Here is a 25,545-nt window from a genome sequence, read left to right on the forward strand (position 1 = left end):
TCACTCCAGCCGGGCCCCGGAGCTCTTGACGATCGCGGCCCAGCGCTCGACCTCGAGCCGCACGAAGCGCTTGAATTCGGCCGCGGTGCTGGAGCGGACACGTCCGCCCAGCGCCACGATCCGCTGGGAGAAGTCCGGCGAGCGCACGATCCTCGCGAGCTCCTCGCTGACCTTGTCGACGGTGGCCTTCGGCAGGCCGGCGGGTGCCAGCAGGCCGACCCACGGCACCAGGTCGAAGTCGGCCAGGCCGCTCTCCGCGACGGTGGGCACCGCCGGCAGCACGGAGATGCGCTCGTGCGAGCTGACGGCGACCGCGCGCACCCTGCCGCCCGAGAGAAAGGGCTGGGCCGCGCCGTAGGCGTCGAAGGACACCTGGACCTGGCCGGCGGCCAGGTCGGTGAGCGACTTGGCCGCGCCCTGGTAGGGCACGTGCGTCATCTCGATGCCGGCCCGCCGCATGAGTTCCGACATGGCGAGGTGCGACACCGACCCGTTGCCCGGCGACGAGTAGTTCACCTTGCCCGGGTTCGCCTTCGCGTAGGCGACCAGCTCCTGCATCGACTGCACCGGCAGCGCGCTGTTCACCATCAGCACCAGCGGCGCGTCGTAGATCAGCCCGATCGGCTCGAAGTCCTTCAGGCTGTCGTAGTGCACGTTCCTGTACAGAAAGGGATTGCCGGCGATGGCGGCGGAGGCGGACAGCGTCATGACGCTGCCGTCCGCGGGCATGCGCGAGACGGCCGCGAGCGCGACGCTGCCGGCCAGGCCGGGCATGTTCTCCACGATCAGGGAGCGGCCGATCGCCGGCCCCAGGCGCTCGGCGAGGACGCGGGCGACCGCGTCCACGGACTGGCCGGCCGGATAGCCGACGATCAGCTTGCCCGTCTCCCGTTGCGCGAAGGCGGAGGTGCCGGTGAACAGCAGCGCGGCGATTCCGCTGTTGAAGGTGCGGCGGCTGGTGGTCATGCATGTCTCCTGCGTGCGGTTGTTCAGCGGCCCGCGGGCTGCGCGGTGCCGAGCATCTGGATGACGGAAGAGAAATCCAGGCGTCCCCGCCCGGCGGCGCAGTGCATGGCGTAGACCGAGGCCGCCGCCGCGCCCAGCAGCGCGGGCGAGCGGCTCGCGACCGCGGCCTGCTCGGCCAGCCGCAGGTCCTTCAGCATCAGCTCGGAGGCGAAGCCGCCCTCGTAGCCGCGGTTGGCCGGCGCCGAAGGGACCAGCCCGGGTTCGGGGGCATAGCTGGTGAGCGCCCAGCATTGGCCCGACGAGGTCGAGGCGATCTCGAAGAACTTCTGCGGATCGAGGCCCAGGCGCTTGGCCAGGTACAGCGCCTCCGACACCGCGAGCATGGAAATGCCCGCCAGCATGTTGTTGCAGATCTTCGCGGCCTGTCCGGCACCGGCCGCACCGGCATGAACGATGTTCCGGCCCATCGCGCGCAGCAGCGCGAGGGCACGCCCGAAGGCGTCGTCGGATCCGCCCACCATGAAGGTCAGCGTGCCCGCGGCCGCGCCGCCGACGCCGCCGGAGACCGGGGCGTCGAGCGTCAGCAGGCCCTTGCCGCCCAGGGCCGCGTGGAAGGCCGCGCAGGACTCGACATCGATCGTCGAGCAGTCGATGACGAGCGCGTCGGCTTCGAAGCGCAGCGCCGGGTCGTTGATCACCTCCAGCACGTGGCGGCCGCTGGGCAGCATCGTGATCACCACCTCCGCGCCGGCGACCGCCTCCGAGGTCGAGGCGGATCGCTGCAGCCCCGCCTCGTGCGCCCGTTCCATGGCGCCCGCGTCCAGGTCGAAGCAGCGCACCGCGTGCCCTGCCTCCTTCAAGCGGCACGCCATGGGCAAGCCCATGTTGCCCAGTCCGATGAATCCGATCACAGCCATGCTTGTCTCCTTTTTGGATTGGGAACCGGGACCGGGCTCAGCTCATGTTGAGGAGCACGGTCTTCTTGTGGGTGAAGTGGTCCAGCATGGCTTCCAGCGAAGCCTCGCGTCCCAGGCCCGATTGCTTGACGCCGCCGTAGGACAGGCCGGGCTGGACCACGATGTTCTGGTTCACCTGCACGAAGCCGGCGTGCAGCCGCCGGGTGGCGTCCAGGGCCGTCTTCAGGTCACGCGTCCAGATCGTCGCCGCCAGCCCGTAGTCGCTGTCGTTCGCCATCGCGATGGCCTCCTCGTAGCTGGAGAAGCGGATCACGCAGGTCACCGGCCCGAAGATCTCCTCGCGTGCGAGGCGGGAGCCGTTGCCCAGCCCGGTGAAGATGACCGGCCGCACGAACAGGCCCTCCCGAAGCGCATCGCCGCTGGGCAGCTGCGCGCATTCGTGCGCCGTCGCGCCGGCTTCCGCGCGGCCGCTCTCGATGTAGCCGAGCACCTTGTCGAGCTGCGCGCGCGAGATGATGGTGCCGATGTCCGTTGCCTCGTCCAGCGGGTCGCCCATCTTCATCGCATCGACGCGCGCCTTGAGCTGGGCAACGAACGCGTCGTGGACCTTCTCGTGCACGAGGATGCGGCTGGCCGCGGTGCAGCTCTGCCCCTGGCGGGTGAAGCGCATGCCGCTGACCGCGCCGGTGACGGCCCGGGGAAGGTCCGCGTCGTCCATCACGATCATCGGGCTCTTGCCGCCCAGCTCGAGCGTGACCGGGATCAGCTTCTCGCCGGCGGTGCGCGCGACGATGCGGCCCGTCTCGACGGAGCCGGTGAAGGTCACCTTGCCCACCTGCGGATGCGCGACCAGCGGCGCACCGCACACGGGGCCGTCGCCGGAGACGATGTTCAGCACACCCGGCGGCAGCTTCTGGTTGAGGATCTGGCACACGCGCAGGACCGCGAGCGGGGCTTCCTCCGCCGACTTGACGACGACCGTGTTGCCGGCCACCAGCGCCGGCGCGATCTTCAGCGCCATCAGCATCATGGGCGCGTTCCACGGAATGATGACGCCCACCACGCCGATCGGCTCGCGCTGGGTGAAGGTCAGCATGCCGGGGTCGAAGGGCACGGTCTCGCCCTTGAGCTCCGAGCCGAGGCCGCCGTAGAACTGCAGCGCGTCGGCGACCACCGAGGCCTCCACCCGGCTCTCGGTGCGCAGGGCCTTGCCGGTTTCTAGCGCGACCAGGCGCCCCAGTTCCTCCACGTGGCCCGCGAGCAGGCGGGCGCATTCGGCCACCAGGGTGCCGCGTTTTCGGGCAGCCATGGCGGCCCACGCCGGCTGGGCACGGGCCGCTGCGGCGACAGCCTGTTCCACGTCGCCCGCGTCGCTGTGGGCGGCCTGGCCGATCTCGCGGCCGTTGGCCGGGTTGACGACGGGGAAGGTGCGACCCGAGCGCGCCGGGGTCAGTTCGCCGCCGATCAGGTTGAAGCCGCTGATGGTGCGGGCGAGGCGGTGCGGATCGGTGTCCGCGATGAGCTGCTGCTGGGTCATGCCCCGTTCTCCTTCCCGTTCGCCGTGCCGGCCAGCGGCGGCCAGCGCTTCTTGACCTTGATCACCCGGGCGCTGCCGCGGCGCACGAAGCGGCGCGTGTCGTCGGTGCTGGCCTGGTAGTCCCACACCGGCTGGCTCGCCTCGGGCAGCGAGTTGATGAACTTGCGCCGCGCCTGGCTGGCGAGCACCTGCTGCGTGATCGCCCCCGGGTCCCAGCGGGAGAGCACGCGTGCCTTGAGCTCGGCGAGCACCTGCGGCTGCTGCTGCGCGATGTCGACGAGCTCGTTCGGATCGGCCTCCATGTCGAACAGCAGATCCGGATGGCCGTGCGTGTAGACGTACTTGTACTTGCCGCGGCGCAGCATGCAGCACGGGCCGGTCACGCCTTCGGCCGTGTACTCGGAGAAGGCTTCCGCCTCGCCCGTGGGGTCGCCGGTGGCGACCAGCGGCACCAGGCTGCGGCCGTCGATCGGCTCGACCCAGGCCGGCGCGGTCTCGCCGGTGGCGTACTGCACGAGCGTCGGCAGCAGGTCCACGTGCGAGACCGGCTCCGCGATCCGGCGCGGCTTGTGCGCGCGGGGATCGAACACGATCAGCGGCACCTTGGCCGACCAGTCGAAGAACACGCGCTTGAACCACATGCCGCGCTCGCCCAGCATGTCGCCGTGGTCGGTGGTGAACACCACGATCGTGTTGTCCGCGAAGCCCGCGCGCTGCAGCGTGTCCAGCAGGCGCCCGACCTTGTCGTCGATGTAGCTGACCATCGCGTAGTAGGTGTGGCGCGCGCGCCGGATCTGCTCCTCGGTCGCGCCCTGCTTGTCGAGGCCGTGGGAGTACTGCACCCACTGGCTCAGCTTGTCGCGCTCGTGCATCGGCATGTCGCCGACGATGGGCAGGTTGATCTCTTCCGGCTTGTACCGGTCCAGGTACTCCGGCGGGATGCTGTACGGCGGGTGGGGGTGCGTGTAGGAGATGCACATGAAGAAGGGCTGCTCGTCTTCCCGCGCGAGGTCGTACAGGCGCTGCACGGCCTTGGCCTCCACCTCCTCGTCGTAGTCGAGCTGCAGGCTGCGGAAGCAGGGGCCGCTTTCGTCGACGGTACTCAGGTTGTGGCCCGGCGAATAGAAGCTGAACTCGCCTTCGTTCCAGTCGGCCACCCAGCCGAAATCCGCCGGGTAGATGTCGGTGGTCAGCCGCTCCGCGAAGCCGTGCTTCTGGTCCGGGCCCACGAAGTGCATCTTGCCGCCGAGGATGGTCTTGTAGCCCTGCCGGGCCAGGTAGTAGGGCAGCGTCGGCGTGGCGGCCTGGAACTCGCACGCGTTGTCGAAGGCGCCGATGCGCGTCGCGTACTGGCCCGCCAGCAGCGAGAAGCGCGCCGGCGCGCACAGCGGGAAGTTGCAGTAGGCGTTGTCGAAGACGGCGGATCGCTCCGCCAGCGCCTGCAGGTGCGGCGCCTTCACGACGGGGTTGCCGTGGAACGGCAGGGCGAGGGCGGAGAGCTGGTCCGCCATGATGAAAAGGATGTTGGGCTTGCGCATGGGGGCTCCTTGATTGCACAACGGTTGCATTTCCGTTGTATGCAATATAGAGTGGGTTCCGCGATGTGACAAGTGGAGAAAACGTGACCGATCCCAATTCCCTGCCCCTGGCCGGCGTGCGCGTCCTGGATCTCACCCGCGCGCTGGCGGGGCCCTTCTGCACCATGATCCTCGGCGACCTCGGTGCCGACGTGATCAAGGTCGAGCCCGCCGGCGGCGACATGATCCGCGAGTGGGGGCCCTTCGACCGCGGCACCAGCGCCTACTACCTGAGCGGCAACCGCAACAAGCGCGGCATCGCCGTCAACTTCCGCGATCCCGCCGCGCTGGACCTGCTGCGCGATCTGGCGGGGCGCTGCGACGTCGTGGTGGAGAACTTCCGAAGCGGCGCCATGGAAGCCATGGGCCTGGCCTACGAGACGCTGGCAGCCGCCAATCCGCGCCTGGTCTACGCCAGCGTGACCGGCTTCGGCCGCACCGGGCCGGCCGCCGGCCGCCCGGGCTTCGACCAGATCGCCCAGGGCTATTCGGGCCTGATGAGCGTCACCGGCAGCGCGGAGTCCGGCCCGGTGCGCGTCGGGGTGGCGATCGGCGACCAGACCGCCGGCATGTGGTGCGCGATCGGTGTGCTCGCCGCGCTGGGCGAGCGGCATGCGACCGGCCGCGGACGGCGCGTGGAGACTTCGCTGCTGGCCGGCCTGGTCGGGCTCATGAGCGTGCAGGCGCAGCGCTACCTGAGCCTCGGCGAGGTGCCGGCGCTCGCCGGCAACACGCACCCGGTGATCGCGCCCTATGGCGTCTTCGAAACGGCCGACGGCCCTTTGAACATTGCGCCGGCGACGGCGGAGATGTGGAGGCGGCTGTGCGAGGTGCTCGAGCTGCAGCACCTGGCCGACGATCCCCGCTACGCCACCAACGCCGCGCGGATGGAGCGCCGCATCGAGCTCAAGGCCCTCATCGAGGCGAAGCTGAAGGCGCGCGGCCGCAGCGAATGGACGGCGCGGCTGCTCGCGGCGGACATCCCGGCCGGGCCCATCAACAACCTGGCCGACGTCTTCGCCGACGAGCAGGTGCGCCACGCGCGGCTGGTGGAGGAGGTGCAGCACGCGCAGCTCGGCCCGATCCGCCAGGTGGGCAGCCCGGTCAGCTTCGACGGCCGCCTGGGCGGGTCGATCCGCCGCGCGCCGCCCGTGCTGGGGGAGCACACCTTCGAGGTGCTGCGGGAACACGGCTACGCGCCGCGCGACCTCGAAGCGCTGGCGCGCCGGGGCGTCATCGTGCAGCACGACGCCGGAGTGCAAGCGTGAGCCCCCGCCCCGCCGCTCGGAACGGGGCCCGCAGCGCAGCCGAAGGCGAAGGTACGCCAATGAACGCGGGCGCGGCGCCCACGCTGGAGATCGCGGACGCGGTGGCGACCCTCACGCTGCGCCGTCCCGCGCAGCACAACCGCATCGACCCGGACGACCCGGCGGTCTTCCTGAGCCACCTCGATCAAGTCCGAAGCGATCCCGCGGTGCGTCTGCTCGTGCTCACCGGCGAGGGCGAGAAGACCTTCTGCTCCGGCTACACCCTCGGCCAGATCGGCGCGCGCCTGGACCGGTCCTTCGAGGACATGCTCGATGCGCTGGAGTCGCTGGCGGTGCCGACGCTGTGCGCGCTGAACGGCAGCGCCTATGGCGGCGGCACCGACCTGGCGCTGGCCTGCGACTTCCGCATCGGCGTGCGCGGCTGCCGGCTGTTCATGCCCGCCGCGCGCTTCGGCCTGCACTACTACCCCGGCGGCCTGCGACGCTTCGTCACGCGGCTGGGCTGCTCGACGGCCAAGAAGATCTTTCTCACGGGCATGACACTGGAGAGCGAGGAGCTGCTTCGAAACGGGTTCCTCACGGAATTGGTGGAAGCGGAGGAGCTGCCCGCGCGCATCGCGCTCTACCGGGACCAGATCGCGCGCTGCGATGCCCAGGCGGTCCGCTCGATGAAGCAGCACATCGATGCGATCTGCGCGGGCGAATGGGACGAGGTGTCGGGCCGGGCCGCCTACGAAGCGTCTCTCGCGTCGGAAGAAACCGGAAGACGGCTGGCCGCGCTGGCGGAAAGGTCGTGACCGTCGGTCATTCGCCCGTGCATGCATCCTCGACCAGGATCTCGGGCCGCAGCCGGATGCAGCGCGAACCCTCGAGCGTCTCGACCACGAAGCGCGCGGCGCCGGACTCGTCGTTCACGAAGTGAACGTCATGCAGCCACGGCAAACGAGACCTCGTGCCTTCCAGGCCGGTCGGCCTGACATGGAGATCGGCGGCCGAGAAATGATGCTGTCCTTGCGCGCGGTAGATGCTCACCAGTTGACCGACGTCGCGGTACCCGATGCTCGTGTCGGCGAAATAGCGGCCATCGTCGGAGAGATCGCCGCCCGGGTGGCCGTCGTAGACGTAGTCGTGCTCCCATTGAACCGCATCGTCCTGGGTGGACACGACCTGGAGGCGATAGCGCCACTGCCACGCGCGCTCCCCGCCCTGCTTGTCGGCCACGAACACGCGCGCCGTGAACTGCCGATTGCCGGACTTGACCTCGAAAGGGCGGTAACTCGGGCGGGGATCCGCGGCGGCGTCCAGCCAGGTGAGCGACAGCACGATCAGCAGGAAGACAAGATGGCACAGCGTGCGGAAAGCCATGGTCGAAAGGTCGCATGCAGACAAGGGACTGCATATCTACCAGCGCGACCCGGTATCCCATGGTGGGCCGGGAACATTGGCGAGATTTCCGGCCGGCGCTGGTCGCCTATCCCTTCTTCACCAGCGGGCAGCTCGACTTCTCCAGCGGCTGGAAGGCCTCCGCTGCCGGGATGGTCGCCAGCCGCTTGTAGTAGTCCCACGGGTACTTCGACTCGCCCGGCTTCTTGACCTGCATCAGGACCATGTCGTGCACCATCCGCCCGTCCTCGCGGATGCGGCCGTTCTTCGCGAAGAAGTCGTTCACCGGCGTGGCCTTCATCTTCGCCATCACCGGGCCGGTCGCGTCGGTGCCGGCATCGCGCACCGCGCGCAGGTAGTGCATCGTCGACGAGTAGTTGGCCGCGTGGATCGCGGTGGGCATCTTCTTCATACGCTCGAAGAAGCGGCGCGACCACTGGCGGGTCTCGTCGTTGGCGTCCCAGTAGAAGGCCTCGGTCAGTATCACGCCCTGCGCGGCCTTGAGCCCCACGCCGTGGATGTCGGTGATGAAGACCGCCAGCCCCGCCAGGTTCTGCTTCGCCGGGTCGATGCCGAACTCCTGCGCCGATTTGATCGCGTTGATGGTGTCGCTGCCGCCGTTGGCCAGGCCGATGATCTTCGCGCCCGATCCCTTGGCCGCCACCATGAAGGAGGAGAAGTCGCTCGCGTTGAACGGATGGCGCGAGGTGCCCACCACCTTGCCGCCGGAGCTGGTGACCACCTCGGTCACGTCGCGTTCGATCTGGTGGCCGAAGGCGTAGTCGGCGGTCAGGAAGTACCAGCTGTCGCCGCCGTTCTTCACGATCGCGCGGGCCGTGCCGTTGGCCATCGCATAGGTGTCCCAGGCGTAGTGGATGCTGTTGGGCGTGCAGCTCTCGTTGGTCAGGCGCAGCGCCCCCGCGCCGTTGACGATGGCGACGCGGTTCTTCTGCTTCGCCATGTCCACCGCGGCCAGCGCCACCGCGGAGTTGGTGAGGTCGGTGATCATGTCCACCTTCTGCACGTCGAACCACTCGCGCGCCTTGTTGGCGGCGATGTCGGCCTTGTTCTGGTGATCTACCTCCAGTACCTCGATGGGCTTGCCCAGCACCTGGCCGCCGAAGTCCTCCACCGCCATCTTCACCGCCATCGCCGAGCCGCGGCCCGAGAGCTCCGAGAGCACGCCTCCCATGTCGGTGATGACGCCGATGCGCACCGCGCCGTCGGAGATGCCACCGTCACCCTGGGGCTGCGCCTGGGCCAGCGAGGCGATGCCGAGGGCGGCCGCGCCACCCAGCCATGCGAGTCTGTTCACGTCGATGTCTCCTTCGTTGTGGTGGCAGCCCAGGGGCCGTCCGGCTTCAGATCACGTTGCGGGTCAGCCCGCCGTCCACGCAGATGTTCTGGCCCGTGATGTAGCCCGCGTGCACGGAGGCCAGGAAGGCGCAGAGGCCGCCGAAGTCCTCGGCCGTGCCCAGGCGCTGCATCGGGATGCTGCGGGCCATGTCTTCGCGCACCGCGGCTTCGTCCAGGTTCATGCGGCGCTGGCGGTCGGCGATCACGCGCTGCAGCGCGCCGGTGTCCATCAGCCCCGGCAGCAGGCCGTTGACGGTGATGCCGTGCGGCGCCACCTCGCGTGCCAGCGAGCCCATGGCGCCGGTCAGGCCCACGCGCAGGCTGTTGGACAGCGCCATGTTCGGATAGAGCTCCTTCACCACGAAGGAGGTGATGTTGAGGATGCGGCCGAAGCGCGCCGCGCGCATCGCGGGCAGGAAGGCGCGCACCACCTCCAGCGGGCCGATCACGCTGGTCTCGTGGCTGGCGCGCCAGGCCTCGAGGCGCGTCTCCTCGAAGGGCGCGGCCGGCGGGCCGCCGGCATTGGTGACGATGATGGATGGCGCGTCCACGCGCGAGACTGCCTCCACCAGCCGCGTGCGCTCGTCCTCGCGGCCGATGTCGCCGGGCACGAAGACCGCCAGCGGCGAGAGCGCGCGCGCCGCCGCCGCGCCGTGGGCCGCGTCGCGCCCGTTGAGGATCACGCGCACGCCGGCCTCGGCCAGCGCCCGCGCGCAGGCATGGCCCAGGCCGCGCGTGCCGCCGAGCACCAGCGCCGTGCGGCCTGCGATGCCGAGGTCCATGGGCGTGCTCTCCTAGAAGGGGCAGGAGGGATCGAACTTCGGGTCGCGCTTCTCGCGCAGCGAGGCGATGCCCTCGTGCACGTCCGGCCCCGAGAAGCCGATGAATTCCAGCGCCAGCGAGCTGTCGAAGCTCGGGCCCGCCAGGCGCAGCCAGTTGTTGAGCGCGTACTTGGTCCAGCGGATGGCCGTCTGCGAGCCATTGGCCAGCTTCCTGGCCACCTCGAAGGCTTTGGGCACCAGCTGGTCCTCCGGCACCGCCAGCGAAACCAGGCCGATGCGCTCGGCCTCCTCGCCGGACACCGCCTCGCACAGCATCAGGTAGTACTTGGCCTTGGCCATCCCGCACAGGAGCGGCCACACGATCGCCGCATGGTCGCCCGCCGCCACGCCCAGGCGGGTGTGGCCGTCGATGATGCGCGCGGTGGTGCTGGCGATCGACACGTCGGCCAGAAGCCCCGCCACCAGCCCCGCGCCCACGGCCGGGCCGTGCATGGCCGAGACCACGGGCTTGGAGCAGTTGATCACGTTGTAGACCAGGTCGCGCGCCTCGCGCCAGACGCGGGCGCGCACCTGGAAGTCGTTGGCCATGTCCTCCACCAGGCCCAGGTCGCCGCCGGCGGAGAAGCCCTTGCCCTCGCCGCGGATCAGGGCCACGCGGGTCTCGGGGTCGCGGTCGATGTCGCTCCAGATGGAGGCCAGCTCGCGGTGCAGGTTGTGGTCGGCGGTGGAGAGCTTCTTGTTGGCGCTCTGCGCGGCGCCCATCACCACCTCGAGGATGCCGTCGGGATGGCGCCGCAGGCTCAGCGCGCTGTAGTGGGCGTAGGGGGCTTCGTTGGCCATGGTTCGGTCCTTCTCGGGTTGCGGGAGGCTAGATCTTCTTCCTTCCGGCCCAGTACGGTTCCTTCAGCAGGTTCTTCTGGATCTTGCCGATGGGTGTCTTGGGAAAGTCCTCGACGAAGCGCACCACCCGCGGGCGCTTGTGGCGCGCCAGCTTCTGCTCGCATTGGGCGAGGACGCGCGCCTCGTCCAGGCGGCTGCCGGGCTTGAGCTGGATGTACGCGGCCGGCACCTCGCCCCACTTCTCGTCCGGGATGCCGAAGACCGCGCATTCCGCCACCTCGGGCAGCTCGTACAGCACCTGCTCGATCTCCTTGGGATAGACGTTCTCGCCGCCGGAAATGAGCATGTCCTTGGCGCGATCGATCAGCGTGATGTAGCCCTCGGCATCCATCACGCCGACGTCGCCCGACAGGCCCCATCCCTCGCCGAGCCGGAAGAACTCGGCCGTCTGCCGCGGCTCGCCGTAGTAGCCGATCATCAGGTTGTCGCCGCGCGAGGCCACCTCGCCCAGCTCGCCCGGCTCGGCCGGCGTGCCGTCGGGGCGCAGCACCGCCACGTCCACGTTGTAGGGCTGGCGGCCCACCGTGCCCAGCTTGTCCCGCGCGCGCTGCCAGGGCAGGGCGGCGATCACGCCCATCTCCGACTGGCCGTAGATCTGCGTCAGCCGCAGCTGCGGCAGGCGGCGCATCAGCTCCACCTGCACCCAGTCGGGCATGGGCGCGCCGGCGAAGGAGAGCTTGGTCCAGCTCTTCAGCTGGCGGTCTTCCAGGCCGGGCAGCATGGCCAGCGCATTGGCCTGCGTCGGCACCATGAAGGTGGCGGTGATGCGCTCGGCCTCCACCGCATCGACGAAGGCGGCGGGCGACCAGGGCGTGACGAAGACGGCGGTGGCGCCGACCAGGATGGCCGGCTGGAACATGATGTTGAGCGCCGCCACGTGGAACAGCGGCGTGACGATCGCGACCACGTCGTCCGCCTCCAGGTGCTCCTCCACCGCCACCGTGTGGGCCGTGATGGCGCGCGCGCGGTGGTTCATCAGCACGCCCTTGGGATGGCCGGTGGTGCCGCCGGTGTAGGTCATGCAGAAGGCGTCCCGCTCGTCGATGACGACCGCGGGCGGCGTTTCGGGCTGCCCGTGGATGAAGCGGTCGAAGGCGATCGCGCCCGGCACCTCGCCGGCGCTGCCGCCGATCGAGACGTAGTGCCGGATGCCGGGGCAGGAAGCGCGCACCGCCGCCACCTTGTCGGCGAACTGCGCGTCGTAGATCAGCACCCGCGTCTCGGACTTGGCGAGCACGTAGCCCAGCTCGTCCGGCGCGTAGAGCACCGAGATGTTGTTGATCACGCAGCCCGAGCGCGCCACGCCGAAGAACACCGCGCCGTAGGCTGGCAGGTTGCGGCACAGCATGGAGACCACCGAGCCTTTGGGCAGGCCCAGTGCCAGCACGGCGTGCGCGACCCGATCGGCCATGGCATCGAGCTCGCGGTAGAGCACGCGCTGGCTGCGCTGCGGTCCGCAGAACACGATGGCCGGCTTGTCGGGGAATCGGTGCGCCGAGCGGCGCAGCATGTCTCCAGTCAGCATGCTCGAAGCCTTTACGAGATGCGAAAATTATTTACGTTTAGCGTAAATGCTGTGGCACCCCGGTGTCAATCCGAGGACGCCCGGCGGGCTGCGATCTCGTACAGTCGGCCCGGGATGAACGAACAAGAATTCCCGAGAGACAGGAGGACACCGCGATGAACAAGACACCCCAGGCCGGCGTGCAGTCCGTTGAGAACGGCCTGGACCTGATGCTGATCGTGGCCCACCACCGGCGCCCGATGAAGATCACCGACATCGCCGAACAGGCCGGCATCGCGCCCAGCAAGGCGCACCGCTACCTGGTGAGCTTCCTGCGCACCGGCTTCCTGGCGCAGGACCCGGAGACGGGCCTCTACGGGATGGGCCCGGTGGCGCTGGAGTTCAGCCTGTCGTGCCTCGCGACCATCGAGCCCATCTCGCTGGCCACCCGCGCGGCCGAGGGGCTGTGCCGGGCGCTCGGCCACACGGTGGCGGTGTCGGTCTGGGGCAGCTTCGGGCCCACGGTGGTGCGCTGGGAGCAGCCGGCGCTGCCGGTGATGGTCAACATCGGGCTGGGCTCGGTGTTCCCGCTGGACCGCTCGGCCACCGGCCGCGTGTTCGCGGCCTTCCTGCCGCCCGAGCAGCTCAAGGCGCACCAGGCCCCGGCTGGCGCGCAGGCACGGCATGAGCCGCACGGCCGTTCCGAAGGCGACCGCAGCCGCAGGCGGAGTTATTCCAGTGAGCCGCCGGCGGAGACCGTGGAGACGGTGGAACAGGTGCGCGAGCGCGGCATGGCGCGCGCCATAGGCGACTTCATGGCCGGCATGAGCGCCTTCGCCGCGCCGGTGTTCGACGACCGGGGCCGGCTGGTGCTGGCCATCACGGTGCTGGGCTACAAGGCCGGCTTCGATCACCGCTGGAGCGGGCCGGTGGCCAACGCGCTGCGCGAGGCGGCCCAGACGCTGTCGCGCACCCTGGGCCACCAGCACGAGCGGCTGGCGTTGGGCTGAGCGGCAGGGCGCGGTTCAGGCCTGGCGTCCCGCCAGGGCTGCATGCGCTCCGGCCCCCAGCGGCACCAGCCAGTCGAACAGAAGCCGGCGGAACGCCGCATCCCAATCGGGATGCGAGAGCGCGTGATCCGCCCCGTCGATGGTTTCCACGCGCAGCGAGCGCGCGGTTGTCCGCGGGCTTCAGCCGCAGCAGGCGGTAGACCGCGAGATCGTCCTTGTCCAGGTCTTCCTTGGGCCGCGGCCAGCCGTCGTCGCGGTACAGCGCCGGCGCCCTCAGCGCCAACCAGCGCACCGGCCGAAGGCGAGTCGCCAACGCAGCCAGGTAGGCGCCGTAGCTGACGCCCACCATGCCGATCGCGTTGCGCGCCACGCCCGGCTCGGCGGCCAGCGCATCGAAGGCGGCCGGCACGTCCTGCAGGTTGTCCTCGCGCGTGACCGACATGCGCTGGGCACGGGTCCATTCGGCGTTCGGCAGGTCGACCAGGCGGCAGGCCCAGCCGTCGGCGCAGAGCGCCTGCTCGAGCGTGCGGTAGCGCTCGCGGTGGTTGTCATCCCAGCCCGGCACCAGCAGCAGGCCGGGCCGGGGCGCGCCGGCGGCCTGATGGGCGTCTCTACAATGCGGGCCCTTTGCACTCTGCCCGGTACCGCGCACCCATGGACATCGTCGTCAACGAAGAACTCAAGGCCTACATCGACCCGTTGTCGCCGGAAGAATACGAAGCGCTGGAGCGCAGCATCCTCGACGAAGGCTGCCGCGACGCACTGATCCTGTGGGGCGACGTGCTGGTGGACGGGCACAACCGCTACGGCATCTGCCGCAAACACGGCCTGCCCTTCCAGACGGTGCAGAACACGCGCTTCCGCTCCATCGAGGACGTGCACCTCTGGATGATCGACCAACACCTGGGCCGGCGCAGCCTCTCGGACTTCCAGCGCGGCGTGCTGGCGCTGCGCAAGAAGGAGATCGTGGCGGACCGGCGCACGCGCGCGGCCGCCGCACCCGCGCCCGAGGCGGCGCCCCAGGCGGAGGAGGCACCCGCTTCCGCGCCTGCGGCCATCGGCGCGGACGCCGCACCGCTCGACAGCCGCGAGGCCGTGGCCCGTGCCGCGCGCCTGCGCAGCAGCCAGGTCGTGATGATCGAGAAGATCCAGAAGCAGGCCGCGCCGGAACTGGTGCAGGCGGTCCGCTCCGGCACCATCTCGATCAACGCCGCGGCCGCGGTCGCCAGCCTGCCGGCCGAGGAGCAGGTGGCGGCCGTCGCCGCCGGCAAGGACGAGCTCAAGCAGGCCGCCAAGCGCGTGCGCGAATCCAGGCGCAAGCCGCGCGAGGAGGGGGAGGAAACGCAGAAGGAGGCCGCGCAGCCCGAGGATGAGCTGCAGACCCTGCGCCGCCGCGTGGCCGAGCTCACCGCCGAGAACGAGGCGCTTCGCCGGCAGCTCGCCGCGCTGCAGTCGGGCGAGGCGGAGCAGGGCGCCGCGCTGTCCGCGCCGTTCTGACGGGCTCACTCGAGCCGCATCTGCAGCGCGTCGATCGCGCGCTTCCACACCGCCCGGTCCTCGCGGATCAGCGTACCGAAGGCCTCCGGCGTCATCGCCATCGGCGCGGTGCCGTCCGCTGTCATGAAGCCGATGACCTCCGGTTGCGCGAGTACCTGGTTGAAGGCAGCGTTGAGCCGCCGGATCACGGCCTCGGGCGTGCCGGCCGGCGCGACCAGCCCGTACCAGATGGACAGGCCGAGTTCCGGAAAGCCCGCCTCTTCCACCGTGGGAATGCCCGGCACCGCCGGCACGCGCTGGCGGCTGGTCACCGCCAGCCCGCGCAGCTCGCCGGCGTTGACGCGCGCCACCGAGGTCGAGATGCCGTCGAAGTAGAGATGGATGTCGCCGCGCGCCAGCGCCAGCATCGCCTGGCCGGAGCTCTGGTAGTGGATCGACACCAGGCCCGGTGCGCGTTTCTCGAGCAGGCCGCCCAGCATGTGGTTGGAGCTGCCCACGCCCAGCGTGCCGTAGTTCACCATGCCGGGATGCGCCTGGGCATAGGCCGGCAGCTCGCGCAGCGAGGCGATCGGCGACTGCCGGTTGACGCCGAGCATGAAGGGCACGGCCTGCAGCGCGGCCACCGGCACCAGCTTGTCGGGTGCGTAGGCCAGATTGCGCTGCAGGTTCGGGTTGACTGCCAGCGTGGTGGAAGTGGCGAGCAACAGCGTGTGCCCGTCGGGCGGCGCGTTCTGCACGGCGAGCGCGCCGATGGCGGTGGCCGCGCCGGTCTTGTTCTCGACCACGATGGGCTGGCCCAGGATGTCCTTGGCCCGTTCGGCGATGCGGCGCGTGACGATGTCCGCGCCGCCGCCGGCCGGGTAGGGCACGACGATGCGGATCGGCGTGCCGGTCGCGCCCTGCGCCCAGGCGGCCGCGCCCGCGGCGGCCAGCGCCGCTGCGAGGAAGGCCCGGCACCAGATCCTGCGGGCCGTTGGGGTCGGAGAGGTCGAAGGCGTCATGGCGGCAACTCCTGGAAGCGGGCGGGGTGTGCTACTTGTCCTTGGCGTAGGTCGCCGCGTAGCGGTCGGCCAGCAGCTGGCCGGAGGCGATCGGGCTGTGGCGGGCACCGTCCCCCACGCAGCTCGGAATGCACTCGATCAGCGCGTCGTAGTTGGGCATGCAGAAATAGGGAATCGACAGCCGCCGTGCGCGCGCACCCGCACCCTCGGGCGGATTCACCACCCGGTGCATCGTGGAGACGAAGCGGTCGTTGGTCCAGCGCATCATGATGTCGCCGATGTTGATCACGAAGGCGCCCGCGATCTTCGGCACGTCGAGCCAGCCGCCCTCGGGCAGCTGAACCTGCAGGCCGCCGGGCGCGTCGTCGACCTTCAGCACCGTGATGGCCGTGGTGTCGGAATGCGCGCCGGAGCGCTCCTCGCCCTTCTCCGGCGGCCGCTCGAGCGCCGGGTAGTGGATGGTGCGCAGGATGCTGGTGTGGCGGTCGATGCGCGATGCGAAGTAGGCGGGATCGAGGTCCAGCACCTCGGCGAAGATGCGCAGGATGCCGGCGGACAGCCGCTCCATCTCGCGGTAGTAGGCCGTCATCGCCGGGCGCAGCGCCGCGGGCTGCTCGGGCCAGAGGTTGGGCGCGAAGTTGTTGCCGGCCTCGGGGCGCGTGTAGTACGGGTCGTCGCCCACGTCCAGCGGGCCGATGGCGAAGCTCTCGTGCAGCGAGGGCTTGAGCGTCGGGTCGATGTGCTTGCCGATGGTCTTCACGCCCATCGCGCCGTAGCCCTTGTAGGCCGTGCCGACGGGCTTGCGGATGCGGTTCTTCTCTTCCAGCGGCAGGTCGAAGAAGGCGAGCGCTTCGCGGTACAGGTCGTCGATCACCGCGTCGGGCACGCCGTGGCCGGTCACGACCAGGAAGCCGAGGCCTTCGCAGGCCCGCTGCACCGCCGCGGCCACCTCGCGACGGCCGGCTGGCGAGCCGCTGAAGAAAGGTTGGATGTCGATCACGGGGATGGCGTCGACGCGGTCCATGACGAGGCTCATGCTGTCTCCTGGAATTGGATCGATTGGATCGATTGCATTGAGAATGGCGGCGCCATGCCGCCTGCGTGCGATCGATGCTAGTGGCGGCACCTGCCTCCGGGCCCCGGCGGCATGAATATGGATGAAACCCGGTATGAAACCCATGAATGGCGCACCGGCCTCGCACCGGCACCCGCTGCGGGGCCGCCCCTTCGGCGTGGAGATCCAGCACCTGCTCGCCTTCCTCGCCATCTACGAGGAGCGCCAGGTCACGCTGGCTGCGCGGCGCCTGGGCCGCACGCAGTCGGCGCTGAGCCATTCGCTGGCGCGCCTGCGCGAACTGCTGCGCGACGAGCTCTTCGTGCTGCGCGGCGGCGAAATGTGGCCGACCCAGGTCGCGCAGCAGCTCCACCCCACCATCCAGGAGGCCGTGACGCTGATCGACTCGCTGCACGAGGAGCGCCGCCTCTTCGACCCGCTGCACGACGGCTTCGAGCTGCGCATCGGGATGACGGACTATGCCGAGAAGGTTTTCTCGCCGCGCCTCTGGATGGCCCTGGAGCGCCGCGCGCCGGGCGTGCGCCTGACCGTGCGCGCCATCGATCGCTACGCCGCCGAAGGCATGCTGCTGGGCGACGCGATCGACATGGCGATCGTCGGCAACCCGGTGCTGGCCGATCCCGCCATCCAGTGCGATGAGCTCCTGGCCGATCCCTACGTGGTCGCGTGTGCGCGGCGAGCGCACGACGCCCTCATGGACCTGCCTGCCTACCTTGCGGCGCCGCACCTGCGCGTGGCGGTCGGGCAGGGGGAGTACAGCGCCGTCGATGCGGTGCTGAAGGCCGCCGGGCACCGGCGCGACATCCGCTGCATCGTCCCCAGCTTCCTGCGCGTGCCGGCCATGCTGGAAGGCTCGGCCCTGGTGGCCACGCTCGCGCAGGGTGTGTTCTCCGATCTCGAAGGCGCCGCCCGCGCGGCCATCGCGCTGCAGCCTCCGCCGTTCGAGATCGATCCCGTGCGCATCGTGCTGCTGTCGCCGGGCGCGGCGCGGGCCTCGAGCGCGCAGCGCTGGGTGCGTGATCTGGTGTTGGGGCTGGGCGGATCGAGGCCTTCGTAGGGGAGCGGGGCTGCCAGTGTCGTCTCGGCGGGGACCGGATGGAGCGTGCCCAGCGATCCAGAACAAGATGCCGGCAGCCGAGGCATTACGCAATCCTGTGCCTTGAAAGGCCGGCAGTTCAGCGCGCAGGAGCGCGATGCCGCTCTTATGCTCGTCGCGACCAGGATTCTTCCTCCACCTCGCCACGGATTCCAGCCCATGCAACTTCAAGATTTCAAGGTTCTGACCTTCGACGTCGTCGGCACGCTGATCGACTTCGAAGGCGGCATGCTCGCCTACCTGCGCGCTGCCGTGCCCGATTCACAGGTCACCGACGAAGACTTCCTCGCCGCCTACCGCCGCGCGCGCGCCGACGACAAGGCGACCTGGTATCCCGACGACCTGGAGCGTTGCTGGCATGTCGTCGCATCGAAGCTGGGCCTGCCCGACACCGATGCGCTGGCGCGCGGCCTGCGCGATTCGGTGGCGCAATGGCCGGCCTTCCCCGACTCGGTGGAGGCATTGAAGCGCCTGCGCAAGCACTACAAGCTGGTCACCATGACCAATGCCCAGCAATGGGCCCTGGCCCATTTCGACCGGACGCTGGGCTCGCCCTTCGACATGCTGCTCAGCTGCGACGACGCGCTGTGCGAGAAGCCCGACCCGCGCTACTTTGCCTATGCGCGAGGCCGCTACGAGGGCGCGTGGGGTTGCAGGCAGGCCGACAACCTGCACGTGGCGCAGAGCCAGTACCACGACATCGGCGTGTCCAGGCGCCTGGGCATCACCACCTGCTGGATCGAGCGCCGCCACGGGCAGGAGGGCAGCGGCGGCACGCTCGAATCCGAGCGCACGGAGCCCGACTACCACTTCCACACCCTGGCCCAGCTGGCCGACGCGGCCGACGCGGCTTTCGCCAAGGCCGGGCGTTGACGCTCGAAGCCATCGCGGCGCCGGTCGCGGACCTGCTGCCGGACCTGGTATCGCTGCGGCGCGACCTGCATGCGCACCCCGAACTCGCCTACGAGGAGCGGCGAACCGCCGGCGTGGTGGCCGGCGCACTGCGGCTGCTCGGCCTGGAGGTGTGCGAGGGCGTGGGCGGCACCGGCGTGGTGGGTACGCTGCGCTGCGGCACGGGCCGCAGGCGCATCGGCCTGCGCGCCGACATGGATGCGCTGCCGATGGTCGAGCTGGGCCGATCGGCGCATGCCAGCCGCGCGCCGGGCGTGCACCATGGCTGCGGGCACGACGGCCACACCAGCATGCTGATCGGCGCGGCCCGCCAGCTGGCGCGCACACGGCGCTTCGACGGCACCGTGCACTTCATCTTCCAGCCGGCGGAGGAGGGCCAGGCCGGCGCGCGCAGGATGATCGGGGACGGCCTGTTCGAGCGTTTCCCCTGCGACGCGGTCTATGCGCTGCACAACTGGCCCGATCTTCCGCTGGGCCGGGCGCAGACGCGCGCGGGGCCGATCATGGCGGCGGCCGACCGCTTCGACATCGTGCTGCGCGGGCGCGGCGGGCACGCGGCACAGCCGCATCACACGCCCGACGCGATCCTCGCGGCCAGCCAGCTGGTCGCGCAGCTGAACACCATCGTCTCGCGGCGCATCGACCCGGGCCAATCGGCCGTGCTGTCGGTCACCCGCATCGAGGGCGGCCACAGCCACAACGTGCTGCCGGCAGAGGTGTCGATCACCGGCACCGTGCGCAGCTTCGACCCCGACGCGCAGGACCGCATCGAGGCCGCGTTGCGGGCGACGGTCGACGGCGTGGCACTGGCCAGCGGTACAACGGCCGAGCTGCGCTATCAGCGCTATTACCCGGCCACCATCAACACCGCGGAGGAGGCCGGTCTGGCACTGGAGGCGGCCCGCGCGGTCGGACTCGAAGCCGACATGGCGCGTCCCGCCTTCACCTCGGAAGACTTCGCCTTCATGCTGCAACACTGCCCGGGCGCCTACCTGTGGCTGGGACAGGGGCGCGCGGACCCGGGGCCGGAGGGCGAGCGTGCCCTGCATCACCCCTGCTACGACTTCAACGACGACGCGCTGCCGCTGGGTGTGCGCTGGCTGTGCGAGGTGGCCGAGCGCGAGCTTGCGTCCGCCTGACCTCCCGCACGTCCGCTGGTCGGGGAGGGGCGGGGTGTCGGATATGGAGCGGGAATGGCGCGCTCAGTGCGGGTGGGGGAACAGCCGCTCGATCGGACAGTGCGTCTTGATGAACGGCGACTTGATGACGATGTAGCTGAAGTACTTCGCAATGCCGATGTTGCGCTCGAGCAGCTCCTCGATGATCTCCTGGTAGTGGTTGACGCCGCGCGTCAGGAAGCGCAGCAGGTAGTCGTAGCCGCCGCTCACCAGGTGGCACTCCAGGATCTCGTCGACCTCGCGGATCGCGGTCTCGAAGCGGGTGAAGTCCTCGCGATGGTGGTCCGACAGCGTGACCTCGGTGAACACGGTCAGCGTGTCGCCGAGCTTTTCGAGCCGCAGATGCGCGCCGTAGCCGGCGATGTAGCCGGCCTGCTCGAGCCGCTTCACGCGGATCAGGCAGGGGCTGGGCGACAGGCCCACCGCATCGGCCAGGTCCACGTTGGTCATGCGCCCGTTCTTCTGCAGCTGCGCGAGGATGCGCAGGTCGAGTCGGTCGATCTTGAAGGCTTCTGACATGGCGGTTCGATGAGCTGGAAAGGCTTCGATTCTGCGTCGGCCGACGCGCGTGGGCGGGCGCTCAGTCGGCGAGCGCGGCGCGCACGTCGGGCGCGGCCAGCACCTCGTCCAGGGTCTTCTTCAGGCGCGCGAACATCTGCGCGAACTCGTCCTCGCTGAAGGTCAGCGCCGGCGCGAAGCCGAGGATGTGATCGCCGAAGGAGCGGAACACCAGGCCGTTGCGGTAGCCGGTGGCGAAGATGCGGTCCGCGAGGCCGAGCGCCGGGTCGAAGCCGCGCCTGGCCGCCTTGTCGCTCACCAGTTCCAGTGCACCCAGCAGCCCGCGATGCCGCGCATCGCCTACCAGCGGATGCGCGCGAAGGGCATCGAGCCCGGCCGCGAAATGGGCCGCGACGCGCTGGCCGTTGGCGAGGATGCCGCCTTCCTCGTAGAGCCGCAGCACCTCGAGGGCGACGGCCGCGCTCACCGGGTGCGCCGAGTAGGTGGCGCCGTGCCCGATGGGGGCGCCCGCAGGCGCACCGTCGGCGATGCCCGCGTACACCTTCTCCGAGAGCAGCGTCGCGCCCATCGGCGCATAGCCGGCGGTGAGGCCCTTGGCCACCGTCATCAGGTCGGGCTCCACGCCCTCGGCCTCGCAGGCGAACATCGGGCCGGTGCGGCCGAAGCCGGTGATGACCTCGTCGACCACGAACAGGATGCCGAGTTCGCGCGTGGCCTCGCGCATCGCCTTCAGCCAGCCCTGGGGCGGCACGATCACGCCGCCCGAGCCCTGGATGGGTTCGCAGAAGAAGGCCGCCACGTTGTCGGCGCCCAGTTCCGCCACCTTGGCTTTCAGTGCCGCGACCGAGGCGGCGATCAGCGCCTGCGGGTCGGCGCCCTGCGGATGCCGGTACGGGTTGGGCGAAGGAATGTAGTGCTGGGTCGGCAGCGGCAGGTCGAAGCCGCGGTGGAAGGCCGGCAGCGCGGTGAGGCCGGCGCCCGTGGAGGAAGAGCCGTGGTAGCCGCGCTCCAGCGCGATGAAATGCTTCTTCGAAGGTTTGCCGATCGCGTTGTGGTACTGGACGATGAAGCGAACCGCGGCGTCGATGGAGTCGGAGCCGCCCAGCGTGAGGTACACGCGGGTGAGCGAGGCGGGCGTGATCTGCACCAGCTTGTCGGCCAGGCGGATCGCCGGCTCGCTGCTGAAGTGGAAGTAGCCGGTGGCGTAGGGCAGGCGGCGCATCTGCTCGGCCGCGGCCTGCACCACGCTTTCCTGGCCGTAGCCGACGTTCACGCACCAGAGGCCCGCGAAGGCATCGAGCAGCTCGTGGCCGTTGGCATCGGTGAGCCAGGCGCCGCGGCCGGAGGCCAGCACCATGGGGCCGCGCTCTTCGTGCACGCGCCAGGGCGAGACGGGATGGATCAGGTGGGCGCGGTCGATCGCGTCGAGCGCGGCGTGGTGGGGCAATGCGGTGGGGTGCGTCATGGCGGCGGCAAGGAGGGCGGTTGGATGTCCGAAAGCTTAGGGCGGCCGACCCTCATGTGGATGCTGCATTGAGGCCCTGCCGCGATGAAGGCTGCGGTTGTGTGCGCCGCCACAGCAGATCCTGCTTTCAGTACCCGCGCGCGCGATCGACCAGCCCGAGCATCGGCTCGCCGCGCTCGAAGCGCTGCAGGTTGTCGATCACGACCTCCGCCGCGCTCAGCGGCTGCGTCATGCTGGCGATGTGCGGCGTGAGGCGGATCCTCGGATGGCGCCAGAAGGCATGCGCCTGCGGCAGCGGCTCGGGGTCGGTCACGTCGAGCACCGCCTCGGCGAGCTGCCCGCTCGCGAGCGCGGCCAGCAGGTCGGCCTCCACCAGCTGCGGCCCGCGGCCCACGTGGACCAGGCTCGCGCCGCGGGGCAGCAGCGAGAACAGCCGTGCATCGAGGAAGCCGCGCGTCGCATCGGTGAGCGGCAGCAGGCACACGAGGACGTCGGTGCGTGCGAGAAAGTCCTGCAGCGCCTCGCTGCCGGCATGGCATTGCACGCCATCGACGTGGTGCTGCGAGCGGCTCCAGCCCGCGCAGTCGAAGCCCAGCCCCACCAGCTGCGCCAGCACGGCCTGGCCCAGCGAGCCGAGGCCCAGCACGCCCACGCGCCGTTCGCCCGCGGGCCGCACCGTCAGCGGCTGCCACAGGCCTTCCTGCTGCTGGCGCCGGTAGGCCGGCATGTCGCGATGAAGGTCGAGCACCGCATGCGTCACGTACTCGACCATGCCGCGCACGATGCCCGGCTCCACCATGCGCACGACCGGCAGCGCGGGCGGCAGGATGGTGAAGTCGAACTGGTCCACGCCCGCGCCCGAGGAGAAGAGAACCTCGAGCGCGGGAAAGCGCGCCGCGATGTCCGGCGGCGGCTCCCAGGCCGCGAGGAAGCGCACCTGTGCCGGGTCGCCGATGTCGGGCCAGATGCGGAAGTCGATCTCCGGCGCGCGGCGCCGGAACACCTCGGCCCATTGGCGGCCGCGTGCGGGGTCGGACTTGTACAGGAAGGTGGCGGCGCTCATCGTGCTGCTCATCCCAGGGCCTGCATCACGATGGCGAACAGGGCCGGCGCGCCCGGCGGCGGTGCCACGGACGCTCCGCGCACCATGGTGGTGGGTGCATCGACGCGCAGCAGCCCGAAGCTCTCCAGCCATTCGGCCAGGCCGCTCGCGAAGTCGATGTCGATGCGCGTGAAGTGGCCGGCGTTGAGGCCCGCCAGGTGCGCGATCAGCGCCTTGGCGCCTTCGGCATCGGGCGCGACGACCGGGCCGATCGCATGGCCGCGGCCGAAGCGGCGCAGCATGGCGAAACCCTTCGGCTCGCCTTCATGGTCGAGGACCACGCAGGCTTCGGCGCTGTCGAGCAAGTCCTGGATCAGCGCATGGCGCGGCATGCCGCGTGCCGCGGCATCGAGTGCCTGGAGCGCGGGCGCCTCCTGCAGGCCGGCCGGCCGCAGCCGCCAGCCGGGCCCGGGCGCGACCAGCGGCGCCGGCTGCGCCACGCCCTGGTGCTGTCGGATCTCGCCGGTGCGCATGAAGCCCAGCCGTTCATAGAGGCCCCGCCCCTGGGCGGTGGCGTGCAGCAGCACCGTGTGCCCGTCCAGCCCTTCGAGCAGGGCGCTCATCATGCGATGGCCGATCCGGCGGCCCTGGCAGGCGGGGCTCACGACCACCAGGCCGATGGTGGCGTGGCGCTCGCCCCAGCGCCAGCGCAGGCCGGTGGCGATCACCTCGCCATCGCGCTCGGCCACCAGCCCCTCGCCATGGCTGAAGGCCAGTTCCCAATCCGCGGGCCGGTGCGGCCAGCGCATCTCGGTCGTCAGGGCATGGGCGCGGGGCAGGTCGGCGGAAGTCATGGGGCGCAGCAGCACCCCATCGGCAGCGGTCGTGAAGGTCTGGGCAAGCATCGGAATGGTCTTTGCTGAAGAGAAATGCGCGTCCATCTTGGACGACATTCTTCTCCCGCGCCAGATCGAATGCGGGCCTGGCCGCAACTTGCAAGCTTCGTCCGAGCGAGGCTGCAGATTCGCAATTCGCTGCGGCCACAACCGCGCTTACGCACACAAATGCCGCGCTTGCACGCCTAGCATCCACAGGCCTCGGCGCGTTCCTGCGGATGTGCCCGAGCCCACCACTTCCCGAGGATCCACTTCCAATGTCAAGCAGCCTGCTCATCCACTTCAACCTCGATCGGCTCGGCGAGCCGCGTGAATACCGGCCGCCGGCGGAACGCGTCCTAGAAGGCGACATCGTGTGCCGCAACTGGGACGTCGACAGCGCCAAGGACGGCAAGGTGCGCGCCGGCGTGTGGGAATCGACACCCGGCGTCAACCGCTCGATCAAGGGCGAGACCTGGGAGTTCTGCCTGATCCTGTCCGGGCTGGTCGAGATCACCGAAGACGGCCAGGCTCCCATCACCTACAAGGCCGGCGACATCTTCATCATGAAGCCGGGCTATACCGGTACCTGGCGCACCCTCGAGACCGTGCGCAAGGTGTGGATCATGGCTTGAGCCCGCCGGGGCTCTGATCGTCCATGCTGCCGGATGCTTGCCCCGCGCGCACCGTGGTCCCGGTGCCGGAATTGCACTTCGGGTATCCGGTCGAGATCGACGCCGTCGCGGTGCGCGAACCATGACCGCCACAGCGACCCCGCCCGCCGACCACCACGACGACGACGTGGTGCCAGCTTTCGCAGGAAATGTCCTGGCCCTACCGGCTCGAGGACTGGGCCTTCGCGCTCGAACTCGGCCAGGGCTTCGTGCTCCGCAACCGCGCCGGCAAGGTGATCGCGACGGCGGCCTGGTGGGCCTACGGCGAGGACCATGCTTCGATGGGGATGATCATCGTTGCCAAGGCTGCTCAAGGCCGGGGGCACGGTGCGCGGCTGATGGATGCGTTGCTGGCGGCGGCTCGGCCGCGGCGCATCACGCTGAACTCGACGGCCGAAGGTCTGACGCTTTATGAAAAGCGCGGCTTCGTGCGTGTCGGCGCCATCCAACAGCGATGACGTGCCCGCGGCCGAACAGCCGTGAAATGGCATAGCCGCGCGGCTCGCCGCCACGCACGAGCACGTGGCCGTCACCGGCCTGGATGAGCCGATCCAGGATCTCCCGCCTGGCCCAGCCCGTGGCCTGCAGGTCCCTCGGAGCCCTTCCGCAGTGCCACCGCAGGACCGGTGCAGGGCAACTGCGATGCGGCGGTGATCGGCGGTGGCCTGACGGGCTGTTCGGCTGCACTGGCCCTTGCCAAGAAGGGGGCACGCGTCGTGCTCCTGGAAGCCGAGACCATCGGGCACGCCGCTTCCGGGCGCAACGGCGGCATGTGCAACAACGGCTTTGCCCAGGACGACGGCACGATGTCGGCCAAGCCCGAGCACTACGACAAGCTGGCGCGCAGCCAGGAACTGCTGGCGGCGAACGTCGACCCCGACACGGAGATGGTCAGCCGCGCCGACCTGGCCCGCGAGGTGGGGTCGGACCGCTTCTACGGCGGGCTGGTCTACGCGCGCCGAACTCAATCCCTGGAAAGACTTCGACTGGCCCGCGATCCCGGGCCATATC

The 25,545-nt window shown here is 70.1% G+C and carries 25 protein-coding genes and 2 pseudogenes; 11 read left to right on the top strand and 16 right to left on the bottom strand.

Annotated features, from left to right (window positions below; genetic code table 11):
- The 4 genes and pseudogenes from A8M77_RS04070 to betC form a co-directional block, all read right to left on the bottom strand.
- Window positions 1–966, bottom strand: coding sequence for a Bug family tripartite tricarboxylate transporter substrate binding protein (locus A8M77_RS04070; RefSeq protein WP_086920279.1), 966 nt, complete (start codon window positions 964–966; stop codon window positions 1–3).
- A gap of 23 nt (window positions 967–989) precedes the next feature.
- Window positions 990–1,889 (bottom strand): annotated as a pseudogene (gene mmsB, locus A8M77_RS04075) (3-hydroxyisobutyrate dehydrogenase); the annotation flags it as partial.
- Window positions 1,890–1,920: 31 nt separating this feature from the next.
- The gene (locus tag A8M77_RS04080) at window positions 1,921–3,420 is read right to left on the bottom strand and encodes an aldehyde dehydrogenase family protein (RefSeq protein ID WP_086920281.1); all 1,500 of its coding nucleotides are present in this window, start codon (window positions 3,418–3,420) and stop codon (window positions 1,921–1,923) included.
- Window positions 3,417–4,958 (bottom strand): choline-sulfatase, encoded by a 1,542-nt coding sequence (betC, locus tag A8M77_RS04085; RefSeq protein WP_086920282.1) that lies wholly within the window; start codon window positions 4,956–4,958, stop codon window positions 3,417–3,419. Before betC ends, A8M77_RS04080 begins: the two co-directional genes overlap by 4 nt.
- Window positions 4,959–5,041: 83 nt before the next feature.
- Between betC and A8M77_RS04090 the strand changes: the two genes are divergently transcribed.
- Together A8M77_RS04090 and A8M77_RS04095 are read left to right on the top strand one after the other, a co-directional pair.
- Window positions 5,042–6,265 carry a CaiB/BaiF CoA transferase family protein gene (locus A8M77_RS04090; protein WP_086920283.1) on the top strand — a complete coding sequence of 408 codons (1,224 nt, stop codon included), beginning with the start codon at window positions 5,042–5,044 and terminating at the stop codon, window positions 6,263–6,265.
- Complete coding sequence (locus A8M77_RS04095; RefSeq protein ID WP_143694542.1) at window positions 6,262–7,062, top strand: enoyl-CoA hydratase/isomerase family protein; 801 nt, start codon at window positions 6,262–6,264, stop codon at window positions 7,060–7,062. The genes A8M77_RS04090 and A8M77_RS04095 overlap by 4 nt, the downstream gene beginning before the upstream one ends.
- A 7-nt stretch (window positions 7,063–7,069) precedes the next feature.
- Here the strand turns inward: A8M77_RS04095 and A8M77_RS04100 are convergent, their stop codons facing one another.
- The 5 genes from A8M77_RS04100 to A8M77_RS04120 all read right to left on the bottom strand — a co-directional run bounded on the left by A8M77_RS04100 (window position 7,070) and on the right by A8M77_RS04120 (window position 12,211).
- A complete protein-coding gene (locus tag A8M77_RS04100) occupies window positions 7,070–7,630 on the bottom strand; it encodes a hypothetical protein (protein WP_086920285.1) in 561 nt (186 codons plus the stop codon).
- Between the two features lie 106 nt (window positions 7,631–7,736).
- A complete protein-coding gene (locus A8M77_RS04105; RefSeq protein WP_443270174.1) occupies window positions 7,737–8,963 on the bottom strand; it encodes an ABC transporter substrate-binding protein in 1,227 nt (408 codons plus the stop codon).
- Window positions 8,964–9,009: 46 nt separating this feature from the next.
- Window positions 9,010–9,786, bottom strand: a complete 777-nt coding sequence (locus A8M77_RS04110) for an SDR family oxidoreductase (protein ID WP_086920287.1) — start codon at window positions 9,784–9,786, stop codon at window positions 9,010–9,012.
- 12 nt (window positions 9,787–9,798) lie between these two features.
- Window positions 9,799–10,626: an enoyl-CoA hydratase/isomerase family protein gene (locus A8M77_RS04115; RefSeq protein WP_086920288.1), complete on the bottom strand. Its 828-nt coding sequence runs from the start codon at window positions 10,624–10,626 to the stop codon at window positions 9,799–9,801.
- A gap of 28 nt (window positions 10,627–10,654) precedes the next feature.
- Complete coding sequence (locus tag A8M77_RS04120; RefSeq protein ID WP_086920289.1) at window positions 10,655–12,211, bottom strand: class I adenylate-forming enzyme family protein; 1,557 nt, start codon at window positions 12,209–12,211, stop codon at window positions 10,655–10,657.
- A 155-nt stretch (window positions 12,212–12,366) separates the two neighbouring features.
- On the opposite strand from A8M77_RS04120, the gene A8M77_RS04125 reads away from it, so the two are divergent.
- The gene (locus A8M77_RS04125; RefSeq protein WP_086920290.1) at window positions 12,367–13,200 is read left to right on the top strand and encodes an IclR family transcriptional regulator; all 834 of its coding nucleotides are present in this window, start codon (window positions 12,367–12,369) and stop codon (window positions 13,198–13,200) included.
- 15 nt (window positions 13,201–13,215) lie between these two features.
- Here the strand turns inward: A8M77_RS04125 and A8M77_RS37180 are convergent, their stop codons facing one another.
- Window positions 13,216–13,350 carry a hypothetical protein gene (locus A8M77_RS37180; protein WP_272947421.1) on the bottom strand — a complete coding sequence of 45 codons (135 nt, stop codon included), beginning with the start codon at window positions 13,348–13,350 and terminating at the stop codon, window positions 13,216–13,218.
- A 197-nt stretch (window positions 13,351–13,547) separates the two neighbouring features.
- On the opposite strand from A8M77_RS37180, the gene A8M77_RS04130 reads away from it, so the two are divergent.
- Entirely contained in the window at window positions 13,548–13,733 is a 186-nt protein-coding gene (locus tag A8M77_RS04130; RefSeq protein WP_086920291.1) for a hypothetical protein, read from the top strand.
- Window positions 13,734–13,854: 121 nt separating this feature from the next.
- A complete protein-coding gene (locus A8M77_RS04135) occupies window positions 13,855–14,697 on the top strand; it encodes a plasmid replication/partition related protein (RefSeq protein WP_086920292.1) in 843 nt (280 codons plus the stop codon).
- A gap of 5 nt (window positions 14,698–14,702) precedes the next feature.
- On the opposite strand, the gene A8M77_RS04140 is transcribed toward A8M77_RS04135, so the two are convergent.
- Window positions 14,703–15,698 carry a Bug family tripartite tricarboxylate transporter substrate binding protein gene (locus A8M77_RS04140; protein WP_086920293.1) on the bottom strand — a complete coding sequence of 332 codons (996 nt, stop codon included), beginning with the start codon at window positions 15,696–15,698 and terminating at the stop codon, window positions 14,703–14,705.
- Window positions 15,699–15,729: 31 nt separating this feature from the next.
- Window positions 15,730–16,734 (bottom strand): isopenicillin N synthase family dioxygenase, encoded by a 1,005-nt coding sequence (locus A8M77_RS35075; RefSeq protein ID WP_158100882.1) that lies wholly within the window; start codon window positions 16,732–16,734, stop codon window positions 15,730–15,732.
- 133 nt (window positions 16,735–16,867) lie between these two features.
- On the opposite strand from A8M77_RS35075, the gene A8M77_RS35080 reads away from it, so the two are divergent.
- The 3 genes from A8M77_RS35080 to A8M77_RS04165 all read left to right on the top strand — a co-directional run bounded on the left by A8M77_RS35080 (window position 16,868) and on the right by A8M77_RS04165 (window position 19,920).
- Window positions 16,868–17,830, top strand: a complete 963-nt coding sequence (locus A8M77_RS35080) for a LysR family transcriptional regulator (RefSeq protein ID WP_158100883.1) — start codon at window positions 16,868–16,870, stop codon at window positions 17,828–17,830.
- A 198-nt stretch (window positions 17,831–18,028) separates the two neighbouring features.
- Window positions 18,029–18,742 (top strand): HAD-IA family hydrolase, encoded by a 714-nt coding sequence (locus A8M77_RS04160; protein ID WP_086920294.1) that lies wholly within the window; start codon window positions 18,029–18,031, stop codon window positions 18,740–18,742.
- Window positions 18,739–19,920: a M20 aminoacylase family protein gene (locus tag A8M77_RS04165; protein WP_086920295.1), complete on the top strand. Its 1,182-nt coding sequence runs from the start codon at window positions 18,739–18,741 to the stop codon at window positions 19,918–19,920. The genes A8M77_RS04160 and A8M77_RS04165 overlap by 4 nt, the downstream gene beginning before the upstream one ends.
- A gap of 63 nt (window positions 19,921–19,983) precedes the next feature.
- On the opposite strand, the gene A8M77_RS04170 is transcribed toward A8M77_RS04165, so the two are convergent.
- The 4 genes from A8M77_RS04170 to A8M77_RS04185 form a co-directional block, all read right to left on the bottom strand.
- A complete protein-coding gene (locus tag A8M77_RS04170) occupies window positions 19,984–20,478 on the bottom strand; it encodes an Lrp/AsnC family transcriptional regulator (RefSeq protein ID WP_086920296.1) in 495 nt (164 codons plus the stop codon).
- Window positions 20,479–20,539: 61 nt separating this feature from the next.
- On the bottom strand, window positions 20,540–21,943 hold the full coding sequence (locus A8M77_RS04175; RefSeq protein WP_086920297.1) for an aspartate aminotransferase family protein: 1,404 nt from the start codon (window positions 21,941–21,943) through the stop codon (window positions 20,540–20,542).
- 127 nt (window positions 21,944–22,070) lie between these two features.
- Window positions 22,071–23,006: a 2-hydroxyacid dehydrogenase gene (locus A8M77_RS04180; RefSeq protein ID WP_086920431.1), complete on the bottom strand. Its 936-nt coding sequence runs from the start codon at window positions 23,004–23,006 to the stop codon at window positions 22,071–22,073.
- An 8-nt stretch (window positions 23,007–23,014) separates the two neighbouring features.
- Window positions 23,015–23,890 carry a GNAT family N-acetyltransferase gene (locus A8M77_RS04185; protein ID WP_086920432.1) on the bottom strand — a complete coding sequence of 292 codons (876 nt, stop codon included), beginning with the start codon at window positions 23,888–23,890 and terminating at the stop codon, window positions 23,015–23,017.
- A 248-nt stretch (window positions 23,891–24,138) separates the two neighbouring features.
- On the opposite strand from A8M77_RS04185, the gene A8M77_RS04190 reads away from it, so the two are divergent.
- The 3 genes and pseudogenes from A8M77_RS04190 to A8M77_RS04210 all read left to right on the top strand — a co-directional run.
- On the top strand, window positions 24,139–24,495 hold the full coding sequence (locus A8M77_RS04190) for a cupin domain-containing protein (RefSeq protein ID WP_086920298.1): 357 nt from the start codon (window positions 24,139–24,141) through the stop codon (window positions 24,493–24,495).
- Between the two features lie 188 nt (window positions 24,496–24,683).
- Complete coding sequence (locus A8M77_RS04200; protein WP_086920299.1) at window positions 24,684–24,992, top strand: GNAT family N-acetyltransferase; 309 nt, start codon at window positions 24,684–24,686, stop codon at window positions 24,990–24,992.
- Window positions 24,993–25,127: 135 nt separating this feature from the next.
- Window positions 25,128–25,493, top strand: a pseudogene (locus A8M77_RS04210) (FAD-dependent oxidoreductase); the annotation flags it as partial.
- Between the last annotated feature and the right edge of the window lie 52 nt (window positions 25,494–25,545).

This window comes from Variovorax sp. JS1663 (assembly GCF_002157355.1).
Classification (GTDB): Bacteria; Pseudomonadota; Gammaproteobacteria; order Burkholderiales; family Burkholderiaceae_C; genus Variovorax.